At 71.8% G+C, this 25724-nt stretch carries 18 protein-coding genes; 12 read left to right on the forward strand and 6 right to left on the reverse strand.

Annotation, left to right across the window (positions count from 1 at the left end; translation table 11 throughout):
• The first annotated feature begins 181 nt into the window (after positions 1–181).
• Positions 182–1480, forward strand: coding sequence for a citrate synthase (locus OHS71_RS26040; RefSeq protein WP_020131734.1), 1299 nt, complete (start codon positions 182–184; stop codon positions 1478–1480).
• Between the two features lie 821 nt (positions 1481–2301).
• Here OHS71_RS26040 and OHS71_RS26045 read toward each other — a convergent pair.
• From OHS71_RS26045 to OHS71_RS26055, 3 genes are all read right to left on the reverse strand, one after another.
• Positions 2302–4545: a heavy metal translocating P-type ATPase gene (locus OHS71_RS26045; RefSeq protein WP_328481747.1), complete on the reverse strand. Its 2244-nt coding sequence runs from the start codon at positions 4543–4545 to the stop codon at positions 2302–2304.
• Positions 4546–4654: 109 nt separating this feature from the next.
• Positions 4655–4894 (reverse strand): heavy-metal-associated domain-containing protein, encoded by a 240-nt coding sequence (locus tag OHS71_RS26050; RefSeq protein ID WP_328481748.1) that lies wholly within the window; start codon positions 4892–4894, stop codon positions 4655–4657.
• Between the two features lie 386 nt (positions 4895–5280).
• The gene (locus OHS71_RS26055; protein WP_328481749.1) at positions 5281–5952 is read right to left on the reverse strand and encodes a TetR/AcrR family transcriptional regulator; all 672 of its coding nucleotides are present in this window, start codon (positions 5950–5952) and stop codon (positions 5281–5283) included.
• Positions 5953–6094: 142 nt separating this feature from the next.
• On the opposite strand from OHS71_RS26055, the gene OHS71_RS26060 reads away from it, so the two are divergent.
• Entirely contained in the window at positions 6095–8320 is a 2226-nt protein-coding gene (locus tag OHS71_RS26060) for an MMPL family transporter (RefSeq protein WP_328481750.1), read from the forward strand.
• A gap of 66 nt (positions 8321–8386) precedes the next feature.
• Positions 8387–9430 carry a zinc-dependent alcohol dehydrogenase family protein gene (locus OHS71_RS26065; RefSeq protein WP_328481751.1) on the forward strand — a complete coding sequence of 348 codons (1044 nt, stop codon included), beginning with the start codon at positions 8387–8389 and terminating at the stop codon, positions 9428–9430.
• A gap of 217 nt (positions 9431–9647) precedes the next feature.
• Here OHS71_RS26065 and OHS71_RS26070 read toward each other — a convergent pair whose 3' ends face one another.
• From OHS71_RS26070 to OHS71_RS26080, 3 genes are all read right to left on the reverse strand, one after another.
• A complete protein-coding gene (locus OHS71_RS26070) occupies positions 9648–9848 on the reverse strand; it encodes a helix-turn-helix transcriptional regulator (RefSeq protein WP_328481752.1) in 201 nt (66 codons plus the stop codon).
• Between the two features lie 433 nt (positions 9849–10281).
• Positions 10282–11241, reverse strand: coding sequence for a helix-turn-helix domain-containing protein (locus OHS71_RS26075; protein WP_328481753.1), 960 nt, complete (start codon positions 11239–11241; stop codon positions 10282–10284).
• A gap of 336 nt (positions 11242–11577) precedes the next feature.
• Entirely contained in the window at positions 11578–12495 is a 918-nt protein-coding gene (locus tag OHS71_RS26080; RefSeq protein WP_328481754.1) for a sugar phosphate isomerase/epimerase family protein, read from the reverse strand.
• Between the two features lie 176 nt (positions 12496–12671).
• Here OHS71_RS26080 and iolC point away from each other — a divergent pair, with 176 nt between their 5' ends.
• From iolC to OHS71_RS26125, 9 genes are all read left to right on the forward strand, one after another.
• On the forward strand, positions 12672–13622 hold the full coding sequence (iolC, locus tag OHS71_RS26085) for a 5-dehydro-2-deoxygluconokinase (RefSeq protein ID WP_328481755.1): 951 nt from the start codon (positions 12672–12674) through the stop codon (positions 13620–13622).
• The gene (locus tag OHS71_RS26090; RefSeq protein WP_328481756.1) at positions 13619–14503 is read left to right on the forward strand and encodes a Cgl0159 family (beta/alpha)8-fold protein; all 885 of its coding nucleotides are present in this window, start codon (positions 13619–13621) and stop codon (positions 14501–14503) included. The genes iolC and OHS71_RS26090 overlap by 4 nt, the downstream gene beginning before the upstream one ends.
• Before the next feature lie 7 nt (positions 14504–14510).
• Positions 14511–15347, forward strand: a complete 837-nt coding sequence (gene iolB, locus OHS71_RS26095) for a 5-deoxy-glucuronate isomerase (RefSeq protein WP_328481757.1) — start codon at positions 14511–14513, stop codon at positions 15345–15347.
• Positions 15344–17236 (forward strand): 3D-(3,5/4)-trihydroxycyclohexane-1,2-dione acylhydrolase (decyclizing), encoded by a 1893-nt coding sequence (iolD, locus tag OHS71_RS26100; RefSeq protein WP_328481758.1) that lies wholly within the window; start codon positions 15344–15346, stop codon positions 17234–17236. Before iolB ends, iolD begins: the two co-directional genes overlap by 4 nt.
• Before the next feature lie 14 nt (positions 17237–17250).
• Positions 17251–18753 (forward strand): CoA-acylating methylmalonate-semialdehyde dehydrogenase, encoded by a 1503-nt coding sequence (gene mmsA / locus OHS71_RS26105; protein WP_328481759.1) that lies wholly within the window; start codon positions 17251–17253, stop codon positions 18751–18753.
• Positions 18754–19051: 298 nt separating this feature from the next.
• On the forward strand, positions 19052–20449 hold the full coding sequence (locus tag OHS71_RS26110; RefSeq protein WP_328481760.1) for an APC family permease: 1398 nt from the start codon (positions 19052–19054) through the stop codon (positions 20447–20449).
• 111 nt (positions 20450–20560) lie between these two features.
• Positions 20561–23206 (forward strand): alpha/beta fold hydrolase, encoded by a 2646-nt coding sequence (locus tag OHS71_RS26115; protein ID WP_328481761.1) that lies wholly within the window; start codon positions 20561–20563, stop codon positions 23204–23206.
• Complete coding sequence (locus OHS71_RS26120) at positions 23203–24057, forward strand: ABC transporter permease (protein WP_328481762.1); 855 nt, start codon at positions 23203–23205, stop codon at positions 24055–24057. The genes OHS71_RS26115 and OHS71_RS26120 overlap by 4 nt, the downstream gene beginning before the upstream one ends.
• A gap of 150 nt (positions 24058–24207) precedes the next feature.
• A complete protein-coding gene (locus OHS71_RS26125; RefSeq protein WP_328481763.1) occupies positions 24208–25722 on the forward strand; it encodes a vWA domain-containing protein in 1515 nt (504 codons plus the stop codon).
• Positions 25723–25724: the final 2 nt, after the last annotated feature.

Below are 25724 nucleotides of genomic sequence, written 5' to 3' on the forward strand. Positions count from 1 at the left end.
AAGGTCACAGAGCACTTCCGCAACTGTGAACAAGGCGGCAGGATGAGCTGGTTGGCGGCACTGAGTGCCGCCGATAAGCCCAATGGTCGACCCCGAGTGCACTCTCGTGCGCCAAATGGGGGATGGTAGAAGACAGTCAGGGCAACCTCGAAGAAGAGGCACAACGTCGGTGAGGGATGACGTGAGCGAGCACACCAACAACGCTGTAGTACTGCGGTTCGGCGACGGCGAATACACCTACCCGGTGATCGACAGCACCGTCGGCGACAAGGGCTTCGACATCGGGAAGCTCCGCGCGCAGACCGGTCTGGTGACCCTGGACAGCGGCTACGGCAACACGGCCGCCTATAAATCCGCCATCACCTACCTCGACGGCGAACAGGGCATCCTGCGGTACCGCGGCTACCCGATCGAGCAGCTGGCCGAGCGGTCGACCTTCCTCGAGGTCGCCTACCTGCTGATCAACGGCGAGCTGCCGACCGTCGACGAGCTCTCCGTCTTCAAGAGCGACATCACCCAGCACACGCTGCTGCACGAGGACGTCAAGAACTTCTACCGCGGCTTCCCGCGTGACGCCCACCCGATGGCCATGCTGTCGTCGGTCGTCTCCGCGCTCTCCACGTTCTACCAGGACAGCCACAACCCCTTCGACGAGAAGCAGCGCAACCTCTCGACGATCCGGCTGCTCGCCAAGCTCCCGACGATCGCGGCGTACGCGTACAAGAAGTCGATCGGCCACCCGTTCGTCTACCCGCGCAACGACCTCGGCTACGTCGAGAACTTCCTGCGCATGACGTTCTCCGTGCCGGCGCAGGAGTACGAGCTCGACCCGGTCGTCGTCTCCGCGCTCGACAAGCTGCTGATCCTGCACGCGGACCACGAGCAGAACTGCTCGACGTCCACGGTCCGCCTGGTCGGCTCGTCGCAGGCCAACATGTTCGCGTCGATCTCGGCCGGCATCTCCGCGCTGTGGGGCCCGCTGCACGGCGGCGCCAACCAGTCCGTGCTGGAGATGCTCGAGGGCATCCAGGCCAACGGCGGCGATGTCGACTCCTTCATCCGCAAGGTGAAGAACAAGGAGGACGGCGTCCGCCTGATGGGCTTCGGCCACCGGGTGTACAAGTCCTTCGACCCGCGCGCGAAGATCATCAAGGCTGCCGCGCACGACGTCCTCTCGGCCCTCGGCAAGTCCGACGAGCTGCTGGACATCGCCCTGAAGCTGGAGGAGCACGCGCTCTCCGACGACTACTTCGTCTCGCGCAACCTCTACCCGAACGTCGACTTCTACACCGGCCTGATCTACCGGGCCATGGGCTTCCCGACCGAGATGTTCACGGTCCTGTTCGCCCTCGGCCGTCTCCCGGGCTGGATCGCCCAGTGGCACGAGATGATCAAGGAGCCCGGCTCCCGCATCGGCCGCCCGCGCCAGATCTACACGGGCGTCGTCGAGCGTGACTTCGTCCCCGTCGAGGAGCGCTGACGCCTCCGGCGGTGGGCCGCGTCAACGGACGCCCCTTCGCATGATGTCCGACTGCCCGGGACCCGCGTCCCGGGCAGTCGCGTGTTCGGCCCTTCTCGCGGGCGCCCGTGCGCGGGCATACGGAAGGCGCCCCGGCGCCGGTCCCCCCACGGGCCGACGACCAGGGCGCCTTCCCATGTCCCGGTGCGGATTCCCCCCACGGGATCCGGCCGGGCGTTCAGAGGACAGCGCCTGAATTCGCTGTTCGTAACCATCTGCGGTTGTTGTGCCTACGGTTGAGCAGAACGAGCAGAACTCGTCCTGCCACCGCTGTGTGCGATCTGCCGGGACAGCGCACGCTGGGAGGGCCGCTCAAAGCTTCCCGGTGTACGTGCCCCGGCAACGCATCTCTGAGGAAGTCCCCCAAGACATCCCCAGATGTCAGGTCACGCCCCCCAAGACGCTTCCTGACATCGTCAACTTAGACCTTCGAGACCCTTCGATGGTTACGTTCGCATCACTGTGATCTGTGTCTCTTGCATATGTCCGTTAGATGCGCAAGAGACCGGATACGGCGATCGGGGCCCAAGCGTGAGGATGATGCGAGAGCCTTGTGGAGAGCTTATGTGAGGCTCGCGCAGGACTCCAGGGGTCTTCCTGATCGGGACGGTCCTACTCGCCGGTCACTTGTTCGGGGGTCTCACGCGCCGGTCTCACGCCTTGGTCCCGGACGGCGACGCCGGCGACGATCCGGGCGGCGGCCCGGGGGTGCACCGGGCCGCCGTGCGGGGCCGTCGTGCCGGGCGGCGGCGACGGACGGCGCTGTCAGGCCGTCGGCGGTCTCACTTGAAGGCGCGCAGCCGCAGGCTGTTCGTCACGACGAACACCGACGAGAACGCCATCGCCGCCCCCGCGATCATCGGGTTCAGCAGTCCGGCGGCGGCCAGCGGCAGCGCGGCCACGTTGTAGCCGAACGCCCACACCAGATTGCCCTTGATCGTCGCCAGGGTCCGCCGGGACAGCCGGATGGCGTCGGCGGCCACCCGCAGATCCCCCCGCACCAGCGTCAGGTCGCTCGCCTCGATCGCCGCGTCCGTGCCCGTCCCCATGGCCAGCCCCAGGTCGGCGGTGGCCAGTGCGGCCGCGTCGTTGACACCGTCCCCGACCATGGCGACGACCCGCCCGTCGTCCTGGAGCCGCCGTACGACGTCGACCTTGTCCTCGGGCAGCACCTCGGCGATCACCCGGTCGATCCCGACCTCCGCCGCGACCGCCGCCGCCACCGCCTGGTTGTCCCCGGTCAGCAGCACCGGTGTGAGGCCCAGCGCGCGCAGCTCCCGCACCGCCTCGGCACTGGTCTCCTTGACCGCGTCGGCGACCGCGAGCACCCCGCGCGCCACACCGTCCCACCCGACGACGACGGCCGTACGGCCGTTCCCCTCGGCCTCGGCCCTGGCGCGCGCCACCTCGTCCGGAACGGTTTCGAAGAGGCGTCCCACGGCCACCTCGCGGCCCTCCACCCGGCCGCGCACGCCCCGCCCGGGCACGTTCTCGAACCGCTCGGCGGCCGGCAGCTCCCCGACGCGTTCCTCGGCGCCCGCCGCCACCGCCCGGGCGACCGGGTGCTCCGACGCGTGCTCCAGGGCCCCGGCGAGCCGCAGCAGCTGCCGCTCGTCGGTGCCGTCGGCGACGTACACGCCCTGGAGGGTCATCCGGCCGGTGGTGACGGTCCCGGTCTTGTCGAGCACGACGGTGTCGACGCGGCGGGTGGACTCCAGCACCTCGGGCCCCTTGATGAGGATGCCGAGCTGGGCGCCGCGCCCGGTGCCGACCATCAGCGCGGTGGGCGTGGCGAGGCCGAGCGCGCACGGGCAGGCGATGATCAGGACCGCGACGGCCGCGGTGAACGCGGCGACCGTGTCCCCCGTCGCGAGGAGCCAGCCGCCGAAGGTGGCGAGCGCGATCAGCAGCACCACCGGCACGAAGATCCCGGAGATCCGGTCGGCGAGCCGCTGCACCTCGGCCTTGCCGGTCTGCGCGGCCTCGACCAGCTGCGCCATACGCGCGAGCCGGGTGTCCGTGCCGATCCGGGTGGCCTCGACGACCAGCCGGCCGGCGGCGTTCACCGTGGCGCCCGTGACGGCGTCGCCGGGCCCGACGTCCACCGGCGCCGACTCGCCGGTCAGCATCGAGGCGTCCACGGCGGACGTGCCCTCCACGACCGTCCCGTCGGTGGCCACCTTCTCCCCGGGCCGCACGACGAAGTGGTCCCCGACCGCCAGCCGGTCGACCGGGATCCGCACCTCCCTGCCCTCCCGCAGCACGGCCACGTCCTTCGCGCCCAGTTCCATGAGGGCCCGCAGCGCCGCACCGGCGCGCCGCTTGGAGCGGGCCTCCAGGTAGCGGCCGAGCAGGATGAAGGCGGTGACGCCTGCGGCGACCTCCAGATAGATCGTGGACGCGCCGTCCGTGCGGGAGACGGTCAGTTCGAAGGGATGCCGCATGCCGGGCATGCCCGCGTCCCCGAAGAACAGCGCCCACAGCGACCAGCCGAGCGCGGCCAGTGTGCCGACGGACACCAGGGTGTCCATGGTGGCCGCGCCGTGCCGCAGGTTGGTCCAGGCGGCCTTGTGCAGCGGGCCGCCACCCCAGACCACCACGGGCGCGGCGAGCGTCAGCGAGAGCCACTGCCAGTTGTCGAACTGGAACGAGGGCACCATCGCGAGCAGCACCACGGGCGCGGCGAGCAGTACGGAGACCAGGAGCCGGTGACGCAGGGCCGCCGGTTCGGGGTCCTGGGACCGGTCCTCCCGTACCGGCTCCGGGACCGGCACGGGCTCCTCGGCGGTGTACCCGGTCTTCACGACGGTCGCGATCAGGTCGGCGACCTCGGTCCCGGCCGGATAGCTGACCTTGGCCTTCTCCGTCGCGTAGTTGACGGTCGCGCTGACCCCGTCCATGCGGTTGAGCTTCTTCTCGACGCGGGCCGCGCAGGAGGCGCAGGTCATCCCGCCGATGAGCAGCTCGACCTCGGCGGTCGGCGCGGGCGGTGCGGCTATCGGCGTTGCCGTGCTGGTGCTGGTCATGTCCGTACTCCAGGAAGCGGACCGGGCCGTACGGAACCAGTATCAGCTGGTCGATACGGCCCGGTGGGTGGAGGAGGGGTGGAGCGCAGTGATGTCGGGCGGCGGTGCCTCAGCCCTGGCCGACCAGCTCGAAGCCGGCCTCGTCGACGGCGGCCCGTACGGCCTCCTCGTCGAGCGCGGCGGCGGAGACGACCGTGACCTCACCGGTCGAGGCGACGGCCTTCACCGAGGTGACTCCGTCGAGTCCGGAGAGTTCGCCGGAGACGGCGCCCTCGCAGTGACCACAGCTCATGCCGCTCACCTTGTAGACGGTGGTGACGGAGCCCGGGGTGTCGGTTCGAGCGGTCATGTCGTTCTCCTCGTGGAGGCGGGTGGGGCGGACGGGGCCGTGAGAGGTCTCCCGTCAACCCACACTATACCCCTAGGGGGTATGAATCCAAGGATCGGACCCGCCGCGTGGACGGACGTGCGCGGACGTGCTCCACGCGGGCTGCGGGGACCCTCGCCGCGCGCCGCCGAGGAGCGCCGAGCCGCCCCCGGTGCGCCGGCGCAGGGCGCGGGCGGCCGGCCGGGGCGACGGGTACCCCGCACGGCGGTCCCGCCCCCGGCGGGCGCCGGACGGGGGCGGACGGGGAAGCCCTATGGGGCCGTCGGGCGGGCGCTACGGAGCCGGGCGCTATGGGGCCGTCGGGCGGGCGCTACGGAGCCGGGCGCTACGGGGCCGTCGGGCGGGCGCTACGGAGCCGTCGCGGCCCTGGCGTCGCTGTCCGCCAGGGGTCCCAGCCGGTCGCCGACCAGCGGCTCCAGATAGCGGATCAGTACGTGTTTCAGCTCGCGCACGTACGCGTCGCGCTCGGTGCCCTCGTGACCCAGGACCAGCTCCAGGCCCGCCTTGTACAGCCCCAGGCACATGTGCGCGGTGCGGGCGAGGTCGGCGGGGGCCGCGTCCGGCAGGAGTGAGGAGAGCAGCCCCTCGACGCGGGCGAGCAGCGTGGCGTGCAGCGCGTCGTGTTCCTCGGCGATGCGGCCGGGGATGTCGGGGCCGTGCATCAGGGCGAAGAAGACCGGGTGGTCGCAGTTGAAGGCGATGAACCGGTCCACGGCCGCGCCGACGGCCTCCTCCAGCGGGGTCGCGGGGTCGACCGGCGCGAGCGCCTCGCCGTAGGTGTCACGCATCTCGTGCATGAGACGGTCGCCCAGCTCGATCGCGATCGCTTCCTTGTTCGGGAAGAACTGGTAGAGCGTGCCGGGTGAGACGCCCGCCTCGCGGGCGATGGCGTTGGTGCTGGCCGCGGTGTAGCCCGTCGTGCAGAAGACGCTCGCCGCGGCCTCGAGCAGCTGCGCGATGCGCCGCTCGCCGCGAGCCTGACGGCGACGCGGCTGTTCCTTCTCCTGGCTCTCGGCCACGCGTTGTCCCCAGCTTTCCCGAACACGATTGACAAACACGAGTGGTCGCTCGCATTCTGGAGATCAGAAACGCGAGCGCTGTCTCGTGTTTGCCATTTTACGGTTTTCACGACTGCTTGCAGGGTGAAGGGGACACCGCACGATGACCGAAGTCAACGGCCCACTCCGTTCCGGAGGCTGGACCCGCCTCGTCACCGCCCGGCCCGCGCTGTCGCTGCTCGCGGCTCTGGTGCTCACCGTGCTCGCGGTGCTGGCCGGCAGCGGGGTCGCCGAGCGGCTGGGCAGCGGCGGCTGGGAGGATCCCGGCGCGCAGTCCACGTACGCGACCAAGGCCCTGGAGCGCGAGTTCCCCGGCTCCCAGCCCAACTTCCTCCTCCTGCTCGACGCGGGCGACGCCTCGGTGGACGACCCGGCGGTGGCCGCCGAGGCGAACCGGCTCACCGCACGTCTGGCCGCCGAGAAGGGCGTCGTGGGCGTCGGCTCCTACTGGCAGGCGGCCGCGAAGGGGGCGGGTTCCGCCCTGCGCGCCAAGGACGGCCACGAGGCGCTGATAGCCGCCCGCATCACGGGCGACGAGAAGACGATGGCCGAGACCCTCGACCGCATCGCCCCCGCCCTGCGCGGCACCCACGGGCCGGTGGAGGTGACGATCGGCGGCGGTGTCGCCGTGCGGCACGAGATGCAGACCATCATCCAGGAGGACCTCACCCGCGCCGAGGTGATCGCCCTGCCGATCACGCTGGTCCTGCTGGTGATGGTCTTCGGCAGCGCCGTCGCCGCCCTGCTGCCGCTCGGCATCGGCATCGTCGCGATCCTCGGCACCAACGCGGTCCTCAGCGGCCTCACGCGGTTCACCGACGTCTCCATCTTCGCGATGAACCTCACCACGGCCCTCGGCCTCGGCCTCGCCATCGACTACGCCCTGTTCATCGTCCGCCGCTTCCGCGAGGAACTGGCCGCCGGCGCCGATCCGTCGACGGCCATCAGCACCACCCTGCGCACGGCCGGCCGCACGGTGCTGTTCTCCGCGCTCACGGTCGCGGTGTCCCTGGCGGCGATGCTCCTCTTCCCTCAGTACTTCCTGCGCTCCTTCGCCTACGCCGGCATGGCCGTGGTCCTGCTGGCCGCAGCGGCCGCCCTGATCCTGCTCCCCGCGGCGCTGGTGCTGCTGGGCGACCGGGTCAACTCCCTCGACCTGCGGCGCCTGTTCCGCCGGGGCCGGCCCGCGGCGGTGTCCGGCGAGGAGGGCGGCAGGGTTTGGGGCCGCACGGCGAAGCTCGTCATGCGCCGTGCCCCGTTCTTCGCCCTCGGCACCACGGCCGTCCTCGTCCTCCTCGGGCTGCCTTTCCTCGGCGTGAGGTTCGGCACGGCGGACGACCGCCAGCTGCCCTCCTCGGCCGAGTCCCATGTCGTGCAGCAGCACATCAGGGACGGCTTCCCGGGCAGCCCCGGCGGTGGCCTCGAGGTCCTCGCCGAGGGCAGCGCGACCCGGGCCCAGTACGCCGCCTACAAGGAGCGCGTGGCGGCGCTGCCGGAAGTGGCCCGGGTGGACGGCCCGCTGGTGAACGGCGACTCGGCGTACTTCACCGTGCTGCCCAAGGGCGAGGCCGTCGACGAGGCCGCCCAGCAGCTGGTGGGCGACCTGCGTGCCACAGCAGCACCCTTCGACACCGAGGTGACCGGCACGGCCGCCGTCCTGGTCGACTCCAAGCACGCGATCGGCGCGCAACTCCCCTGGGCGGCGGCCTTCATAGCGATCGTCACCCTGCTCCTGGTCTTCCTGCTGACCGGCAGCGTGCTGATCCCGCTCCAGGCGGTGCTGCTCAACGCCCTCAGCCTGACGGCGATGTTCGGCGCGGTGGTCTGGGTCTTCCAGGACGGCCACCTCTCCGGCCTCCTCGGCTTCACCAGCCCCGGATCGATAGAGACCACCCTTCCCGTCCTGATGTTCTGCGTGGCCTTCGGGCTCTCGATGGACTACGGCGTGTTCCTGCTCTCCCGCATCAAGGAGGAGTACGACCGCACGGGCGACCACGAGGGGGCGGTCGCCCTCGGCCTGCGGCGCACCGGCGGCCTGATCACCGCGGCGGCGGTCATCCTGGCGGTGGTGATGGTCGCGATAGGCACCTCGCGTGTCACCAACACCAAGATGCTGGGCCTGGGCATCGCCCTGGCGGTCCTCATGGACGCGATGGTGGTGCGCAGCCTCCTGGTCCCGGCCATCATGCGCCTCACCGGCAGGGCCACCTGGTGGGCGCCGGCGCCGCTGCGCAGGTTCCACCAGCGGTTCGGGCTGAGCGAGGGGGAGCCGGCGGCGGAGGCGCCGACCGCGGAGGAGAAGCGCGACAGGGTGGGCACGCCCGGCTGACCCCGGACCGTCTAGCCTTCGCGGAGATCTCCGGGGCGCCGCCCCTGGACGACGAACGGAGCGGGTATGCGGGCAGTGGTGTTCGAGCGGTTCGGGGAGCCGGCCGAGGTACGTGAGCTGGCCGACCCCCGACCCGCCCCGCACGGAGTGACCGTGCGCGTCGAGGCCACCGGTCTGTGCCGCAGCGACTGGCACGGCTGGATGGGGCACGACCCGGACATCACCCTTCCGCACGTGCCCGGGCATGAACTCGCCGGTGTCGTACAGGAGGTCGGCGACCGGGTCACCGGATGGCGGGCGGGCGACCGGGTCACCGTGCCCTTCGTGTGCGGCTGCGGCAGCTGTCCGTCCTGCGCCGCCGGCGACCACCAGGTCTGCGAGCGGCAGACCCAGCCCGGCTTCACCCACTGGGGCTCCTTCGCCCAGTACGTGGCCCTGGACCACGCCGACGTGAACCTGGTCGCGCTCCCCGACGACCTGTCGTACGCCACCGCGGCCTCCCTCGGCTGCCGGTTCGCCACGGCGTTCCGGGCGGTGGTGCGGCAGGGCCGGGTCGCGGCGGGGGAATGGGTGGCGGTGCACGGCTGCGGAGGCGTGGGCCTCTCGGCGGTGATGATCGCGGCGGCGAGCGGGGCGCGGGTGGTGGCGGTGGACGTCTCGCCCAGGGCCCTGGAGCTGGCTCGGAGGTTCGGCGCGGCGGAATGCGTGGACGCCACCGGGGTGCCGGACACGGCGGAGGCGGTCCGTGAGTTGACCGGCGCAGGCGCCCACCTCTCCCTGGACGCGCTCGGCTCGCCCGCCACCTGCGCCGCCTCGGTGAACGGGCTGCGCCGCCGCGGCCGTCACGTCCAGGTGGGTCTGCTTCCCTCGGCGGACGGCACGACCCCCGTCCCGCTGGCCCGCGCCATCGCCCTGGAACTGGAGATCCTGGGCAGCCACGGCATGGCCGCGCACGCCTACCCGGAGATGCTGGAGCTGGTCCGGACCGGGGTGCTGCGCCCCGACCTGCTGGTGACGTCGACGATCACCCTGGACGAGACCCCGGCCGCCCTGGCCTCCCTGGGCACCGCACAGGGCGCGGGAGTGACGGTCATCGCCCCCTGGTCCTGACCCCGGACAACCCATGACGCCGCGCTGTCGGCACCGGGCCTGTCGGCACCGGGCCTGTCGGCACCGGGCCTGTCGGCACCGGGCCTGTCGGCACCGGGCCTGTCGGCACCGGGCCTGTCGGCACCGGGCCTGTCGGCACCGGGCCTGTCGGCACCGGGCCTGTCGGCGCTGTGCCCCACGCATGCGTGGGGCACAGCCGGTTCGTCTCGGGTCCGGGTCAGTCCAGGGTGCGTCCCCGGTTGCCCGGTCGGGAGGCGACCCAGGCGCGGACCGTGTCGGCGTACCAGAAGGGCTTGCCGCCCTCGACCCGGTCCGGCGGGGGAAGCAGTCCGTGCTTGCGGTAGGACCGTACGGTGTCCGGCTGCACCTTGATGTGCGCCGCGATCTCCTTGTAGGACCAGAGCCTTCGGTCGGTCATGCGTTGCACCTCCCTGCGCGCGCGGGGGTCGGCAGCCGGGAGGCCGCCCGGGGGGACCCGGCGCTGCGCTGGCGATCACCAAGCCTGTCCCCGTTGAACGACCTGCGGTGACCGTCCGGAATCGGCTGTTGACCGTTGGTGACACAAAGCCCGCGTACACGCGACATCTGTGACAGAAGGGAGGTGTTTGTGGCAGAAGTGACGCACAGGCGCACGCGGGGCCTGTGGGAGGGGCGCGTTGACAACGGCTCCCGGGAGCGCCCACAGGAGGCGGGCCGGGCCCGCTGCGACAGGCCCGACCCGTTCCCGCTCCCCGCCATCCCCCCGGACGACCGGATCGGCCCAGACGGCCGGTGTGACCGGAGCTGGAACCACCGGAGCACCTGGACCGACCGGAATTCGCCGGATCAACTGGCAGACCCTCAGCCTGTATTCAGCCAACACGCCCGGTCTTGGAAAAATGCGCACCCGGTCCGGACCAATCGTCGGGGCGGGGCGGCAGGACCAGGCTCGTCGCCTCCCCGTTCAGCCGGTCCGCCGCCGGGGGCGTCTGCCCCGAAAGACGCCTGGCCTGCGTGAACTCCCTCGGCGTACAGCCCGTCATCGCCTTGAACTCGCCGCTGAGGTGCGCCTGGTCGTAGAAGCCGCAGAGCGCCGCTGTCTCCGCCACGCCCAGTCCTTCGGCCAGCAGCCGACGGGCGCGTTGCAGCCGCAGCACCCGGGCCGCCGCCTTGGGGCCGAGTCCGATCTGCTCCCGGAAACGGTTCTCCAGGTGCCGTACACCCCAGCCGACCTCCTCGGCCAGCCGGGGCACCGGTATCGCGCCGCCCGTCCGCACCAGTGACGACCAGGCCCACGCCACCCGTTCCGAACCGGGCGTACCGGCGTCCCGCCAGCGGGTGAGGGCGTCGTCGAGCAGCGCGAACCGGTCCGCCCAGCAGGGCAACGCGGCCAGCGCGGCGGCGAGTTCACCCAGGGGGCGGCCCAGGGAGTGCGGCAGGTCGTCGGGGTCGACGGTGCGATTGACGAGCTCGTGCTGGGGCGTATCGAAGAGGGTGAACGCGGCCCAGGGCGCCATGAGCACCTCGATGCCCGAAAACCGACCGCCGTGCTCCCCGACGGCGGGCGTGGTCGTGGGCCCGCAGTACACGGACACCAGCGTGTCCGAAGTCTGCCCCGCCCGCGAGATCCGCACGGGCTGCTCGAACCCCAGCAGCAGCGTCGAGGCTCCTATCGGCGTCTCGAGCCGGCGCCGCGGCCGGGCCATCGCGAGCCGGATCCCGCGGTAGCTCAGAACCCCGGGCCGCAGCCGCGGATGGGGTCCGGCGAGGGCGAACTCCCATGACCCGCCGGGTCCTTGTCCAGACCGGGTGCGCACCACGCTCGCAGTCATGGGCACCCATGCTACGAGCGGCCACCGCAGTTACCTAGTGCCGCGGCGGGCAACGTTTGCCCGTCAAGGAGCGGCGTCCGGTGGGTGCTCTCGGCGTGCCGGCCGGAAGTCCTCGTACTGGACGTACCTGGGCTTTCGGCCGGTGCGGCGAGAGTGCGTGCCGGGCGTCGCGACGGGGCGAACGTTGCCTGTCGCGGCACTAGGGGCGCGGGCTGTGTGGACAGGCGCCTCCGCCGCGTGGGCGCGACAGGCCACACACCACCCGCGCTCGCCCGGGCACGGAATCCGGCACGGAGCCCGGCACCCCCGGTGGGCGCCCCGCCGAACCCGGGAGGGCTACGCCCCGCACGAGCGGAGAAACGCCCGCGTACGTTGCGCGATGGGCAGCGGAGCGTCGGGAGCGCACGGATACATGTCCTGCTCGACGATCGCGAACAGATCGACATCCAGTTTCTGCGCCGCCTCCAGGACGGGTCCCAGCGCGGGCACGCCGGTCGGCGGCTCGCACATCACGCCCCGCGCGACCGCCGGCCCGAACGGCACCTGGTCGGCCCGCACGTCCGCGAGGATCTCCGGGTCGACCTGCTTGAGGTGCAGATATCCGATCCGCTCGCCGTACGTCTCGATCAGCTTGACGCTGTCGCCGCCGCAGTACGCGTAGTGCCCGGTGTCCAGGCACAGCGACACCAGACCGGAGTCCGTGCCGTCCAGGAACCGGACGACGTTCTCCTCGCTGTCGATGTGCGTGTCGGCGTGCGGGTGGACCACGATCTGGAGCCCGTAGCGCTCCCGCACCTCCTTGCCGAGCCGCTCGGTCAGCGAGGTGAGGTTGCGCCACTGCTCGGGGGTGAGGGTGTCGGGCTCCAGCACCTCGCCGCTCTTGTCGTCCCGCCAGAAGGACGGGATGACGACCAGGTGCTTCGCGCCCATCGCCTGGGCCAGCACCGCGTTGTCCGCGACGTGCGCCCAGGTCTTCTCCCAGACGGCCTCGCCGTGGTGCAGGCCGGTGAAGACCGTGCCCGCCGACACCTTCAGGCCGCGCTTCGACGTCTCTTCGGCGAGGACTGCGGGATCCGTCGGCAGGTACCCGTAGGGGCCGAGCTCGATCCATTCGTAGCCGGACTGCGCGACCTCGTCGAGGAAGCGCTGCCAGGGGACCTGGGCGGGATCGTCCGGGAACCAGACGCCCCAGCTGTCGGGGGCCGATCCGATCCGGATACGGGAAAGTGAGGACTCAGGTGACAACGACGTCATGGCCGCCAGAGTGCGGGCTCACCGGAGGGGTGTCAAGGGCTGGTCCGAATGTCTGGACAAAACATTGACAGGGCCCGCCGTGCGGGGCTAGAAAGCCGTGAGAGCCGATACGGGGACGTGTGCCGGGGACGTGCCACGAGCGGCTTCCCGGCACGAGCCGATACGAAGGGAACTCGATGGCGTACGACCTGATCACCATGGGGCGGATAGGGGTGGACCTCTATCCGCTACAGACGGGTGTCCCACTCCCGCAGGTCACGTCCTTCGGGAAGTTCCTGGGGGGATCCGCGACCAACGTCGCCGTCGCCGCCGCCCGCCTCGGCCGTGAGACGGCGGTGATCTCCCGCACCGGTGACGACCCCTTCGGTACCTATCTCCACGAGGCCCTGCGCGGCTTCGGCGTGGACGACCGCTGGGTCACCCCCGTGCCCGGGCTTCCGACGCCCGTCACCTTCTGCGAGGTCTTCCCGCCGGACGACTTCCCGCTCTACTTCTACCGGCAGCCCAAGGCGCCGGACCTGGAGATCGACGCCCACGAGCTCGACCTCGACGCCGTCCGCGAGACCCGTGTCTTCTGGGTCACCGGTACCGGCCTGAGCGAGGAGCCCAGCCGTACGGCGACCCTCGCCGCCCTGGCCCACCGGGCCAAGGCCGGCACCACGGTCTTCGACCTCGACTGGCGCCCGATGTTCTGGAGCGACCCCGACGCCGCCCGCCCGTTCTACGCCGAGGCCCTGAAGCACACCACGGTCGCCGTGGGCAACCTCGACGAGGTGGAGATCGCCACCGGAGTGCGCGATCCGTGGGCCGCCGCCCGGGCGCTGCTGGACGCGGGAGTCGAACTCGCGGTGGTCAAACAGGGCCCCAAGGGCGTCCTCGCCGTCAACAGCGAGGGCGAGTCCGCCGAGGTCCCTCCGCTGCCGGTGAACGTCCTCAACGGCCTCGGGGCCGGTGACGCCTTCGGCGGCTCCCTCTGTCACGGACTGCTCGCGGGCTGGGACCTGGAGAAGATCATGCGCCACGCCAACGCCGCCGGAGCCATCGTCGCCTCCCGTCTGGAGTGCTCCTCCGCGATGCCGACGCCGGACGAAGTGGAAGCCGCGATCAAGGCGGGGGCCGTCCTGTGACGACCGTCGACATCTCCGAACTCGTCCGCCTGCGCACGCAGTACCCCGAGGCGATCGCCGAGGCGGCCGCCCGCCGCCCGCGCAGACCGCTGCTGGGCGACTCCGGCCGGCTGATGATCGTCGCCGCCGACCACCCGGCCCGTGGCGCCCTCGGCGTCGGTGGCGACCGGTTGGCCATGGCCAACCGGGCAGGCCTGCTGGAGCGCCTGTGCCTGGCCCTCTCCCGGCCCGGCGTCGACGGCGTCCTCGCGACCGCCGACATCCTGGACGACCTGCTCCTCCTCGGCGCCCTGGACGGCAAGGTCGTCATGGGCTCACTGAACCGCGGCGGCCTCCAGGGCGCCGTCTTCGAGCTCGACGACCGCTTCACCGGTCACCGCCCCGAGGACATCGAGCGGCTGAACTTCGACGCGGGCAAGCTGCTGGTGCGCGTCGACTACGACGACCCGGGCTCGCTCACCACCCTGGAGTCCACGGCCCGCGCCGTCGACGACATGGCCGCGCGCAGGCTCCCCCTCTTCGTGGAGCCGTTCATCAGCAGCCGCACCCCCGACGGCAAGGTGCGCAACGACCTCTCCGCCGAGGCCGTCACCAAGTCGATCGCCATCGCCTCGGGCCTGGGCGGCACCTCGGCCTACACCTGGCTGAAGGTTCCGGTCACCGACAACCCCGACGACATGGCCGAGGTCATGGCGACGTCCACGCTCCCCGCCGTCCTGCTGGGCGGCGAGGTCGGCGACGACCAGGACGGGGCGTACGAGAAGTGGCGCGGCGCGCTCCAGCTCCCCACCGTCCGGGGCCTGGTCGTCGGCCGTTCGCTGCTCTACCCGGCGGACGGGGACGTCGCCGCCGCCGTGGACACCGCCGTAGGACTGCTGTGAGGGCCGCATGACGAACACCGAGCCGCACCACGACCTGTACATCCCGCACGGCACCGCCACCGGCGCCGGCTACACCCTCGACATCGACCCGAAGCGAGCGGGCTGGGACTACTGCGCGCTGCGGATCGTCGAGCTGGAGCCGGGCGGCACCCACCACTTCACCACCGGTGACAGTGAGTGGATCGTCCTTCCGCTGCACGGCGGATGTACCGTGCGCACAGCCGATGAAGAGTTCCAACTCCTGGGCAGGGAGAGCGTTTTCGCGTCGGTATCCGACTTCGCGTACGTTCCCCGTGACGCCCGGGTCCAGATCGCCTCCGGCGCGGGAGGCCGCTTCGCCCTGGCAGGAGCGAAGTGCGAGCGACAACTCCCCGCCCGCTACGGCCCCGCGCCGGAGGTCCCCGTCGAAGAGCGCGGCAGCGGCAACTGCGCCCGGCTGGTGCGCAACTTCGCCTCCGCCGACGCCTTCGACTGCGACAAGCTGATCGCCGTCGAGGTGATCACCCCAGGCGGCAACTGGTCCTCGTACCCGCCGCACAAGCACGACGAGCACCGGCCGGGCGAGGAGGCCGAACTCGAGGAGATCTACTACTTCGAGATCGACGGCCCGAACGGTTTCGGCTATCAGCGCGTGTCCCCGTCACGCGAAGGCGGATCCGACGTCCTCGCGGAGGTCCGCTCGGGCGACGCGGTGCTCGTCCCCGACGGCTGGCACGGTCCGGCCGTCGCCCAGCCCGGTCACGCCATGTACTACCTGAACGTCATGGCGGGCCCGGGCGAGACCCGGGAGTGGCGGATCTGCTTCCACCCGGACCACGTAGAGAGCACAGGGGGTTACCGATGACGGCGCAGACCTCGACGACGAGGCTGACGGTCGCCCAGGCACTCGTCCGCTTCCTCGCCGCCCAGTACACGGAGCGCGACGGCGTACGGCAGCGGCTGATCGGCGCGACCTGGGGCATCTTCGGCCACGGCAATGTGGCGGGCCTCGGTCAGGCGCTGGTCGAGTACGGCGACGACATGCCGTTCCACCAGGGCCGCAACGAGCAGTCGATGGTCCACGCCGCCGTCGGCTACGCCCGCCAGTCGAACCGGCTGTCCACCCACGCGGTGACGACGTCGATCGGCCCCGGCGCGACCAACCTGGTCACCGGCGCCGCCCTGGCGACCGTCAACCACATCCCGGTCCTCCTCCTGCCCGGCGACATCTTCGCGACCCGCGTCGCCGACCCGGTGCTCCAGCAGCTCGAGGTCCCGTACGCGGGCGACGTGTCGGTCAACGACACCCTGCGCCCGGTGTCGAGGTACTTCGACCGCGTCACCCGCCCGGAGGCCCTGATCCCGGCGGCCCTCCAGGCGATGCGCGTCCTCACCGACCCTGTGGAGACGGGCGCGGTCACCCTCGCGCTGCCGCAGGACGTACAGGCCGAGGCGTACGACTGGCCCGACGAGTTCTTCGCCGAGCGCACCTGGGCCGTACGCCGCCCCGGCGCCGACCCGGCCGAGCTCGCCGAGGCGGTCCGCGCGATCCGAGCCGCCCGGCGGCCGCTGGTCGTGGCCGGCGGCGGGGTCCACCACAGCCGCGCCGAGGAGGCCCTCGCCGAGTTCGCCGAGGCCACCGGCATCCCGGTCGCCTCCACCCAGGCCGGCAAGGGCTCGCTGCGCCACGACCACCCGCAGGACGTGGGCGGCGTCGGCCACACCGGCACGGCGACGGCGGACGAACTCGCCCGCACGGCGGACCTGGTGATCGGCGTGGGCACCCGGTACACGGACTTCACCACCGCCTCCCACACCCTGTTCGCGGGGGACGGCGTCCGCTTCCTCAACCTCAACATCGCGCCCTACGACGGCCACAAGCTCGCCGGTCTGCCGCTCGTCGCGGACGCCCGCAGCGCCCTGGGAGAACTGACCGCGGCCCTCGGCATGCACGGCCACCGGGTCGCGGACGCCTACGTCACGGAGTACTCCGAGGACAAGGAGCGCTGGGAGCAGCGCGTCGACGCCTGCTACGAGGCCGACGAGCCCGATGTGCGCCCGACCCAGCCGCAGGTGCTGGGCGCGCTCGACGCCCTCGTCGACGAGTCGGACGTGATCATCAACGCGGCCGGTTCACTCCCCGGCGACCTGCACAAACTGTGGCGGGCCCGGTCACGGGACCAGTACCACCTGGAGTACGGCTACTCCTGCATGGGGTACGAGATCCCGGCCGCGATCGGCGTGAAGCTGGCCGCTCCCGAGCGCAACGTCTGGGCGCTCGTCGGCGACGGCACGTACCTGATGATGCCGACGGAGATCGTGACGGCCGTGCAGGAGGGGATCGCGATCAAGATCCTGCTCGTGCAGAACCACGGCTACGCCTCGATCGGCGGTCTGTCGGAGTCGGTGGGCGGCGAACGGTTCGGCACGGCGTACCGCTACACCTCTGACGACGGCGCCTTCACCGGGGCGCCGCTGCCCGTCGACCTGGCCGCCAACGTGGCCAGCCTCGGCATGCGCGTACTGCGCGCGAAGACCGTCCGTGAACTGCGCGAGGCCCTCGCCGAGGCGCGCCGCGCCGACACTCCCACATGTGTCTACGTCGAGACGGAAACGGCCGACACTGTGTCGGGCCCGCCGCCCGCGCAGGCCTGGTGGGATGTACCTGTGGCCGAGACCGCGACCCGACCGTCCGCGGTGAAGGCACGTGAGCTGTACGAACGGCACGTCTCCACCCGTCGCCGCCATCTGTGAAGGAGTACTCGGTCATGACGAAGATCGTCAACCACTGGATCGGCGGCAAGACCGTCGAAGGCGCGTCGGGTACGTACGGGCCGGTCACCGACCCGGCGACCGGCGCCGTCACCACCAAGGTCGCGTTCGCGACCGTCGACGAGGTCGACGCCGCGGTCGCCGCCGCCAAGGACGCCTACGCCACCTGGGGCCAGTCCTCGCTGGCCAAGCGCACCACGATCCTCTTCAAGTTCCGCGCGCTGCTGGACGCGCACCGGGACGAGATCGCCGAGCTGATCACCGCCGAGCACGGCAAGGTGCACAGCGACGCGCTGGGCGAGGTCGCGCGCGGTCTGGAGATCGTGGACCTGGCGTGCGGGATCACCGTGCAGCTGAAGGGTGAGCTGTCCACCGAGGTGGCCGGCCGGGTCGACGTCGCGTCGATCCGCCAGCCGCTGGGCGTCGTCGCCGGCATCACGCCGTTCAACTTCCCGGCGATGGTCCCGATGTGGATGTTCCCGATCGCCATCGCGACCGGCAACACCTTCGTGCTGAAGCCGTCCGAGAAGGACCCGTCGGCGTCCCTGAAGCTCGCCGAGCTGCTGGCCGAGGCCGGTCTGCCGGACGGCGTCTTCAACGTCGTCAACGGCGACAAGGTGGCGGTCGACCGACTCCTGGAGCACCCGGACGTCAAGGCCGTGTCCTTCGTCGGCTCGACCCCGATCGCCCGGTACATCCACACCACCGCCGCCGCGAACCACAAGCGGGTCCAGGCGCTGGGCGGCGCGAAGAACCACATGCTGGTCCTGCCGGACGCCGACCTCGACGCGGCGGCGGACGCGGCCGTGTCGGCGGCCTACGGCTCGGCGGGGGAGCGCTGCATGGCGATCTCCGCGGTCGTGGCGGTCGGCGCGATCGGTGACGAACTGGTGCAGAAGATCCGCGAGCGCGCCGAGAAGATCAAGATCGGTCCCGGCAACGACCCCACCTCCGAGATGGGCCCGCTCATCACGAAGGTCCACCGCGACAAGGTGGCGTCCTACGTGACGGGCGCGGCCGCCGAGGGCGCGGAGGTCGTCCTGGACGGCTCCGGCTACACGGTCGAGGGCTTCGAGGACGGTCACTGGATCGGCATCTCGCTCCTCGACAAGGTCCCGACGACCGCGAAGGCCTACCAGGACGAGATCTTCGGCCCGGTGCTGTGCGTACTGCGCGTGGACACCTACGACGAGGGCGTGGCCCTCATCAACAGCTCGCCCTTCGGCAACGGCACCGCGATCTTCACCCGGGACGGCGGCGCGGCCCGCCGCTTCCAGCTGGAGATCGAGGCCGGCATGGTCGGCGTGAACGTCCCGATCCCGGTCCCCGTCGGCTACCACAGCTTCGGCGGCTGGAAGGACTCGCTCTTCGGCGACCACCACATCTACGGCAACGACGGCACGCACTTCTACACCCGCGGCAAGGTCGTCACCACCCGCTGGCCGGACCCGGCCGACGGCCCCGGCGGCGTCGACCTGGGCTTCCCGCGCAACCACTGACCGACCCGCTTTTCCTGGTGAAGCCGTCCGGACTCCGGACGGCTTCACCTTTTTTCGATGCGGGACCTGCGGTTCCCGCACGCCCCTAGCCCCGTACTTACTTGCGCCGAACGACCGTAAACGAAGCACAACACACCTATCACCTACGGATTCCGTAGGTGAACACCTATTGACGCGCCGGTTTCCGTCGCGATTCCATGCAGCCGCCGGGAGCGGACGAACGACGCAGGACCGAAGCCGCCGGAGGCGATAGCGCTCCCGCCCTCACCCCGCCGCACGAGTCGATCGGAATCGCCGCATGACCGACACGCTCCGCCCTGTCGAGACCGCCCTCCCTCAGGCGCCCGACAGTCCCCACAAGCTCAAGCGCTCCATCGGAGTCGTCGGCGGCACCCTGCTCACCCTCTCCTGCGTCACCCCCGCCTCCACCCTCTTCGTCGTCGTCCCGGACCTCTTCGGCACGCTCGGCACCGCGACCGCCCTCACGATCGCGATCGGCTCGCTGCTCTGTATCGCCGTGGCGTTCTGCTACGCGGAACTGGGCACCCTCATCCCCAGCGCGGGCGGCGAGTACGCCATGGTGTCGACGCTGGCCGGACGGCTCGCCGGCTGGCTGGTCTTCGTCCTCTCCCTGCTCGTCGTCATGATCGTCCCGCCGGTGATCGCGATGGGCACGGCCGACTACCTGGCCCCGGTCGTCCACCTCGACCCCTCGTTCGCGGGCGCCGCCGTCATGCTGCTGGCGACCCTCGCCGGTCTGCTCGACCTGCGCGCCAACGCCTGGATCACCGGCGTCTTCCTGGTCCTGGAGGTCATCGCGGCGGCCGTAGTGGCCGTCCTGGGCTTCGCCCACGGCCACCGCGGCGCGGGCAGCCTCGTCTCGATGCAGGTCGCCGGAGCCGACGGCCACACCGACACCGTCACCGCCATGCTGGTCGTCTCCGGCCTCGCCATCGCCCTCTTCGTCACCCAGGGCTTCTCGACAGCCGTCTACCTCTCCGAGGAACTGGAGAACCCGCGCCGCAACGTCGCCCGCACGGTCCTCGCCACCCTCGCCATCTCCTCCGTGATCATCCTGGTCCCGGTCGTCGCCATCACCTTCGGCGCCTCCGACCTCGCCCAGCTCACCGGCGGCGACATCGGCTCCATGGTCACCGCCTGGTCCAACTCGGCCGTCGGCACCTTCGTCAGCCTCTGCGTGGCGCTCGCGATCATCAACGCCGGCATCGTGATGGTCATCCAGAACTCCCGCGTCCTGTTCGCCTCCGCCCGCGACAAGGCCTGGCCCCGACCGGTCAACGACGTCTTCTCCAAGCTCGGCCGCTTCGGCTCCCCGTGGGTCGCCACCCTCGCCGTCGGCATCCCCGGCGCCCTGCTCTGCTTCGTGAACCTCGACACCCTGTACGGCGTCACCGGCGTCTCCGTGACCGGCATGTACCTGCTCGTCGCGGTCGCCGCCCTGCTCTCCCGGCGCGGCCACCACCGGCACGCCCACGCCTGGCGCATGCCCGTCTGGCCGGTGCTGCCGGTCCTGCTGATCGTCGTCCTCGGCTACATCCTCACTCAGCAGGAGACGGTGTACCTCGTGTGGACCGGCGGCATCACCGCCGCCGCCACCCTCTACTGGGCCCTCTACCTCCGTCCCCGCCGCGACACCCGCTGGCTGGTGTCGATCCCGGAGGACGCGCGGGGCTGACACGTACCGCGGCTGGTGTACGCGGACCCCGGCCCGTACGCCCCCGGGAGGGTGACGAGTTCGGCCTACGGTCGACAACTCCCCGACAGGTCGACCCCGTACGGTTGAAGCATGGATCTTCGACTGCCCGGTCTGCGAGGACCACGGCGGCCACGACGGATCGTCTCCGCCGTGGCCGCCGTGGTCGTACTCGCCGGTGCCGGTACCTGGACGGCCGTCGCCTCCGACGACGACACGCCCGCGGTGCACCGCGCCGACCGGGTCATGGCGGTGGACGGCGTACGCCTGGACACCTCGTACTTCACCTCGGGGTCCGCCGGCCGCCGCCCCGCCGTCCTCCTCGGACACGGCTTCGGCGGCACCAAGGACGACGTACGGCAGCAGGCCGAGAACCTCGCCCGCGACGGATACGCGGTCCTCACCTGGTCCGCGCGCGGCTTCGGCAAGTCCACCGGCAAGATCGGGCTGAACGACCCGAAGGGCGAGGTCGCCGACGTCTCCCGACTGATCGACTGGCTCGCGAAGCAGCCCCAGGTACAGCTCGACAAGGCCGGCGACCCCCGGGTCGGCGTGGCCGGCGCCTCCTACGGCGGCGCGATCTCCCTGCTGGCCGCCGGGTACGACGACCGCGTCGACGCCATCGCCCCCGCGATCACCTACTGGAACCTCGCCGACGCCCTGTTCCCCGACGGCGTGTTCAAGAAGCTGTGGGCCGGCATCTTCTTCAACACGGGCGGCGGCTCCGCCCGCTTCGAGCCCGCACTGGCCGCGATGTACGCGCGCGTCGCCGAGTCCGGCACCCCCGACGCCGCCGCGCGCGAACTCCTCGAGGAACGCTCGCCGTCCGCCGTCGCCGACCGCATCAAGGTCCCCACCCTCCTCCTCCAGGGCCAGACCGACTCCCTCTTCACCCTCGCCCAGTCCGACGCGGCCGAGAAGGCGATCCGGGCCAACGGCGCGCCGGTCGACGTCGACTGGATCGCGGGCGGCCATGACGGCGGCGACCTGGAGGGCACCCGCGTCCAGGCACGCGTGCGTGGCTGGTTCGACCGCTACCTCAAGGGCGACAAGGCCGCCGACACCGGCCCCGCCTTCCGTGTCACCCGCACCGGAGGCGTCGACTCCACCGACGGCGCCGCCCAGCTCAGGGGCGCGAGCGCGGACAGCTACCCCGGCCTGGAGAACGGCGAGCGCCCGTTCCCCCTGACCGCCCGCCGCGAGGAGCAGTCCTTCGCCAACCCGCCCGGCGCCAGCCCGCCCGCCGTCTCGGCCCTGCCCGGGCTCGGCGGAGGAGGGCTCTCCCAGCTCTCCTCCCTCGGCGTCGGCGTCTCCCTCGACTTCCCCGGCCAGTTCGCCGCCTTCGACTCCGCCCCGGTCACCGGCGACCTGCGCGTCACGGGCGCCCCGACGGTCACCGTCCACGTGAAGTCGACGTCCGGCACCGCCGTCCTCTTCGCCAAGGTCTACGACGTCGGCGGCGGCGGGCGCCAGGTGCTGCCCTCCCAGCTCGTCACACCGGTCCGCGTCGAGGGCGCGAAGGCAGGCAAGGACGTCACGATCACGCTCCCGGCGATCGACCACAAGGTCGAGGAGGGCCACCGGCTGCGCCTGGTCCTCGCCTCGACCGACCTCGGCTACGCCTCCCCGATGACCCCGGCGACGTACACCGTCTCCCTGAAGGGCGCTCTGAAGGTCCCGACCGCCCCCGCCGTGACGACCGCCGCCGCCCCGCTTCCGTCCTGGGTCTGGTGGCTGCCCCTCACGGGCGCGGCGATCGCGCTGGCCCTGCTGCTGACGGCCCGCCGCCGCACCGCGGGACCGGCCCCCGACCCCGCGCTCGCCGAGGTCCCGCTCCAGATCACCGACCTCGGCAAGAAGTACGCCAACGGCGACCGCTACAGCGTCCGCGACCTGTCCTTGCGCGTGGAGAAGGGCCAGGTCCTCGGCCTGCTGGGCCCGAACGGCGCGGGCAAGACGACGACCCTGCGCATGCTGATGGGTCTGATCACGCCCGACGCCGGCGAGATCCGCGTCTTCGGGCACGCCATCCGCCCGGGCGCCCCCGTCCTCTCCCGCGTCGGCTCCTTCGTCGAGGGCGCCGGCTTCCTCCCGCACCTCTCCGGCCGGGAGAACCTGGAGCTCTACTGGCAGGCCACCGGCCGCCCGGCCGAGGACGCCCACCTGGCGGAGGCCCTCGAGATCGCCGGCCTCGGCGACGCCCTCGCCCGCGCCGTACGCACCTACTCCCAGGGCATGCGCCAGCGCCTCGCCATCGCCCAGGCCATGCTCGGCCTCCCCGACCTGCTCATCCTCGACGAGCCGACCAACGGACTCGACCCGCCGCAGATCCGCGAGATGCGCGAGGTGATGATCCGGTACGCGGCGGCCGGCCGCACGGTCATCGTCTCCAGCCACCTCCTGTCCGAGGTGGAGCAGTCCTGCACGCACCTCGTGGTCATGGACCGCGGAAAGCTGGTCCAGGCAGGCCCGGTCGCCGAGATAGTCGGCTCCGGCGACACCCTCCTCGTCGGCACCGCCGCCCCCGTGGAGGAGCCGGTCGTGGAGAAGATCGCCGCACTGCCGGGCGTGGTCTCCGCGGTCCCCACCGACGAGGGCCTGCTGGTCCGCCTGGGCGCCGACGGCAGCGCCCAGCGCCTGATCGCCGAACTCGTCCGGCTCGACGTGCCCGTACGGGCCGTCGGCCCGCACCGCCGCCTGGAGGACGCCTTCCTCACCCTGATCGGAGGTTCCGCATGAGCACGCTCACCGAGGTCGCCTCCGGCTACCAGCCGGGCCGCACGCTGCCGCTGCGCGTCGAGCTGGTCCGCCAGCTCAAGCGCCGTCGCACGCTGATCATGGGCGGCATCCTCGCCGTCCTGCCGTTCGTCCTGCTCATCGCCTTCGCGATCGGCGGCGAACCCGGCGGCCGCAACAACCAGGTCAGCCTGATGGACACGGCGACGGCGTCCGGCGCCAACTTCGCCGCCGTCAACCTGTTCGTGTCCGCCGGCTTCCTCCTGGTCATCCCGGTCGCCCTGTTCTGCGGGGACACGGTCGCCTCGGAGGCCGGCTGGTCCTCGCTGCGCTACCTGCTCGCCGCGCCCGTGCCCCGTGCCCGGCTGCTGTGGTCCAAGCTCGTCGTCGGCCTCGGCCTCAGCCTGGCCGCGATGGTCCTGCTGCCGGTCGTCGCGCTCGCCGTCGGCAGCGCGGCCTACGGCTGGGGCCCGCTGGAGCTGCCCACCGGCGGCACGCTCGACCCGGGCACCGCGGCCCAGCGGCTCGTGGTCGTCGTCGGGTACGTCTTCGTCTCCCAACTGGTCACCGCGGGGCTCGCGTTCTGGCTGTCGACGAAGACCGACGCGCCGCTCGGCGCGGTCGGCGGCGCGGTCGGCCTGACCATCGTCGGCAACGTCCTGGACGCCGTCACCGCCCTCGGCGACTGGCGCGACTTCCTGCCCGCGCACTGGCAGTTCGCCTGGGCCGACGCCGTCCAGCCCACCCCCGAGTGGTCCGGCATGATCCAGGGCACCGCCGTCTCCATCACGTACGCCCTGGTCCTGTTCGCCCTGGCCTTCCGGGGGTTCGCCCGCAAGGACGTGGTGTCCTAGGTCACGGCAAAGGGCACCGGAAAGTCACCCACCGGTCTCGAAGGGCCGCCTCCGTGCCCGGTTCGAGACGGATCCGCAACACCCCGTGTCGCACGTTCGGGCCCCCTGTCCCGTCAGAGTCACAGACGTCGACGGACACAGGGGGCACACATGAAGACCCACCGGGCACACCGGCTACCACGGCTGTTCGCCACCGCGGCGGCCACCGCACTGCTGCTCACCGGCTGCGGCGCGGGCGGCTCCGACAGCGGTGACGCCTCGGACGGAGCGGCCCGCGGCAGCGACGCCTTCCCCGCGCCGAGCGCACCCCGAGGGGACACGGACGCCGACGAGGACGGCAGGACGGCCGCCCCCGACCACCTCTCGACCTTCGCCCTCGACGTCGACACCGCGTCGTACGGCTACGCCCGCCGCACCCTCACCGAGGGACAGCGCCCGGACCCCTCGACGATCCGTCCCGAGGAGTTCGTCAACAGCTTCCGGCAGGACTACGCGCGCCCCGACGGCAACGGCTTCTCGGTCACCGTCGACGGCGCCCGCACCGGCGACGACGGCTGGTCCCTGGTCCGCGTGGGCCTCGCCACCCGCACGGCGGAGAAACAGGACGCCCGCCCGCCCGCCGCCCTCACCTTCGTCATCGACGTGTCCGGCTCCATGGGCGAACCCGGCCGCCTGGACCTGGCCAAATCCGCCCTCGCCACGATGACCGACCGCCTCCGCGACGACGACTCCGTCGCGATCGTCACGTTCAGCGGCGAGGCCGGGACCGTCCTGCCGCCGACCCGCCTCGGCGGCCACCGCGGCCGCGTCCACGAGGCCGTCAGCGGCCTGGAGCCCAGCGACTCCACCAACCTCGGCGCCGGTGTCGAGACCGGCTACGCCACCGCCGTCGAGGGCCTGCGCAAGGGCGCCACGAACCGGGTCGTCCTGATCTCCGACGCCCTTGCCAACACCGGCGACACGGACGCCGACTCCATCCTGGAACGCGTCTCCACCGCCCGCCGCGAACACGGCATCACCCTCTTCGGGGTCGGCGTCGGCAGCGACTACGGCGACGCCCTGATGGAACGCCTCGCCGACAAGGGCGACGGCCACACCACCTATGTGTCGACCGAGGACGAGGCGACCGAGGTCTTCTCCACCGACCTCCCGCAGAACGTCGAGCTGACCGCCCGCGACGCCAAGGCCCAGGTCGCCTTCGACCCCCGGACGGTCACCGAGTTCCGCCTCGTCGGCTACGACGACCGCCGGGTCGCCGACGACGACTTCCGCGACGACCGCGTCGACGGCGGCGAGGTCGGCCCCGGCCACACCGTCACCGCTCTCTACGCCGTCCGCACCAGGGCGGGCGCCGACGGCCACCTCGCGACCGCCACCGTCCGCTGGCTCGACCCCGACACCCGCACCCCGCACGAGGCGTCCGGCCGACTGGAGGGCGCGGGACTGCACGACGGCCTCACCGACGCACCCCTGCGTTTCCGGGTCACGACGACGGCCGCCTACTTCGCCGACGCCCTGCGCCGCCCGGAGACCCCGCTGCCCGCCGCACCCACCCTCGACGAACTCCGTGAAACGGCCGCCGCGTTGGCGGTCAGGACCGAGGACGAGCAGGTACGCGGCCTCGCCGAGGCGATCGCCGACGCAAGCCGCCTCGACCTCTCGTAGGG

The sequence above is a fragment of the Streptomyces sp. NBC_00377 genome (assembly GCF_036075115.1).
Taxonomy (GTDB): Bacteria; Actinomycetota; Actinomycetes; order Streptomycetales; family Streptomycetaceae; genus Streptomyces.

What these genes read in the sequence shown, in the direction of transcription:
- OHS71_RS26045 (WP_328481747.1), bottom strand. Translation starts at nt 4,545, where the DNA reads ATGACCAGCACCAGCACGGCAACGCCGATAGCCGCACCGCCCGCGCCG.
- OHS71_RS26050 (WP_328481748.1), bottom strand. Translation starts at nt 4,894, where the DNA reads ATGACCGCTCGAACCGACACCCCGGGCTCCGTCACCACCGTCTACAAG.
- OHS71_RS26060 (WP_328481750.1), top strand. Translation starts at nt 6,095, where the DNA reads ATGACCGAAGTCAACGGCCCACTCCGTTCCGGAGGCTGGACCCGCCTC.
- OHS71_RS26065 (WP_328481751.1), top strand. Translation starts at nt 8,387, where the DNA reads ATGCGGGCAGTGGTGTTCGAGCGGTTCGGGGAGCCGGCCGAGGTACGT.
- OHS71_RS26070 (WP_328481752.1), bottom strand. Translation starts at nt 9,848, where the DNA reads ATGACCGACCGAAGGCTCTGGTCCTACAAGGAGATCGCGGCGCACATC.
- OHS71_RS26075 (WP_328481753.1), bottom strand. Translation starts at nt 11,241, where the DNA reads ATGACTGCGAGCGTGGTGCGCACCCGGTCTGGACAAGGACCCGGCGGG.
- OHS71_RS26080 (WP_328481754.1), bottom strand. Translation starts at nt 12,495, where the DNA reads ATGACGTCGTTGTCACCTGAGTCCTCACTTTCCCGTATCCGGATCGGA.
- iolC (WP_328481755.1), top strand. Translation starts at nt 12,672, where the DNA reads ATGGCGTACGACCTGATCACCATGGGGCGGATAGGGGTGGACCTCTAT.
- iolB (WP_328481757.1), top strand. Translation starts at nt 14,511, where the DNA reads ATGACGAACACCGAGCCGCACCACGACCTGTACATCCCGCACGGCACC.
- iolD (WP_328481758.1), top strand. Translation starts at nt 15,344, where the DNA reads ATGACGGCGCAGACCTCGACGACGAGGCTGACGGTCGCCCAGGCACTC.
- mmsA (WP_328481759.1), top strand. Translation starts at nt 17,251, where the DNA reads ATGACGAAGATCGTCAACCACTGGATCGGCGGCAAGACCGTCGAAGGC.
- OHS71_RS26110 (WP_328481760.1), top strand. Translation starts at nt 19,052, where the DNA reads ATGACCGACACGCTCCGCCCTGTCGAGACCGCCCTCCCTCAGGCGCCC.
- OHS71_RS26115 (WP_328481761.1), top strand. Translation starts at nt 20,561, where the DNA reads ATGGATCTTCGACTGCCCGGTCTGCGAGGACCACGGCGGCCACGACGG.
- OHS71_RS26120 (WP_328481762.1), top strand. Translation starts at nt 23,203, where the DNA reads ATGAGCACGCTCACCGAGGTCGCCTCCGGCTACCAGCCGGGCCGCACG.
- OHS71_RS26125 (WP_328481763.1), top strand. Translation starts at nt 24,208, where the DNA reads ATGAAGACCCACCGGGCACACCGGCTACCACGGCTGTTCGCCACCGCG.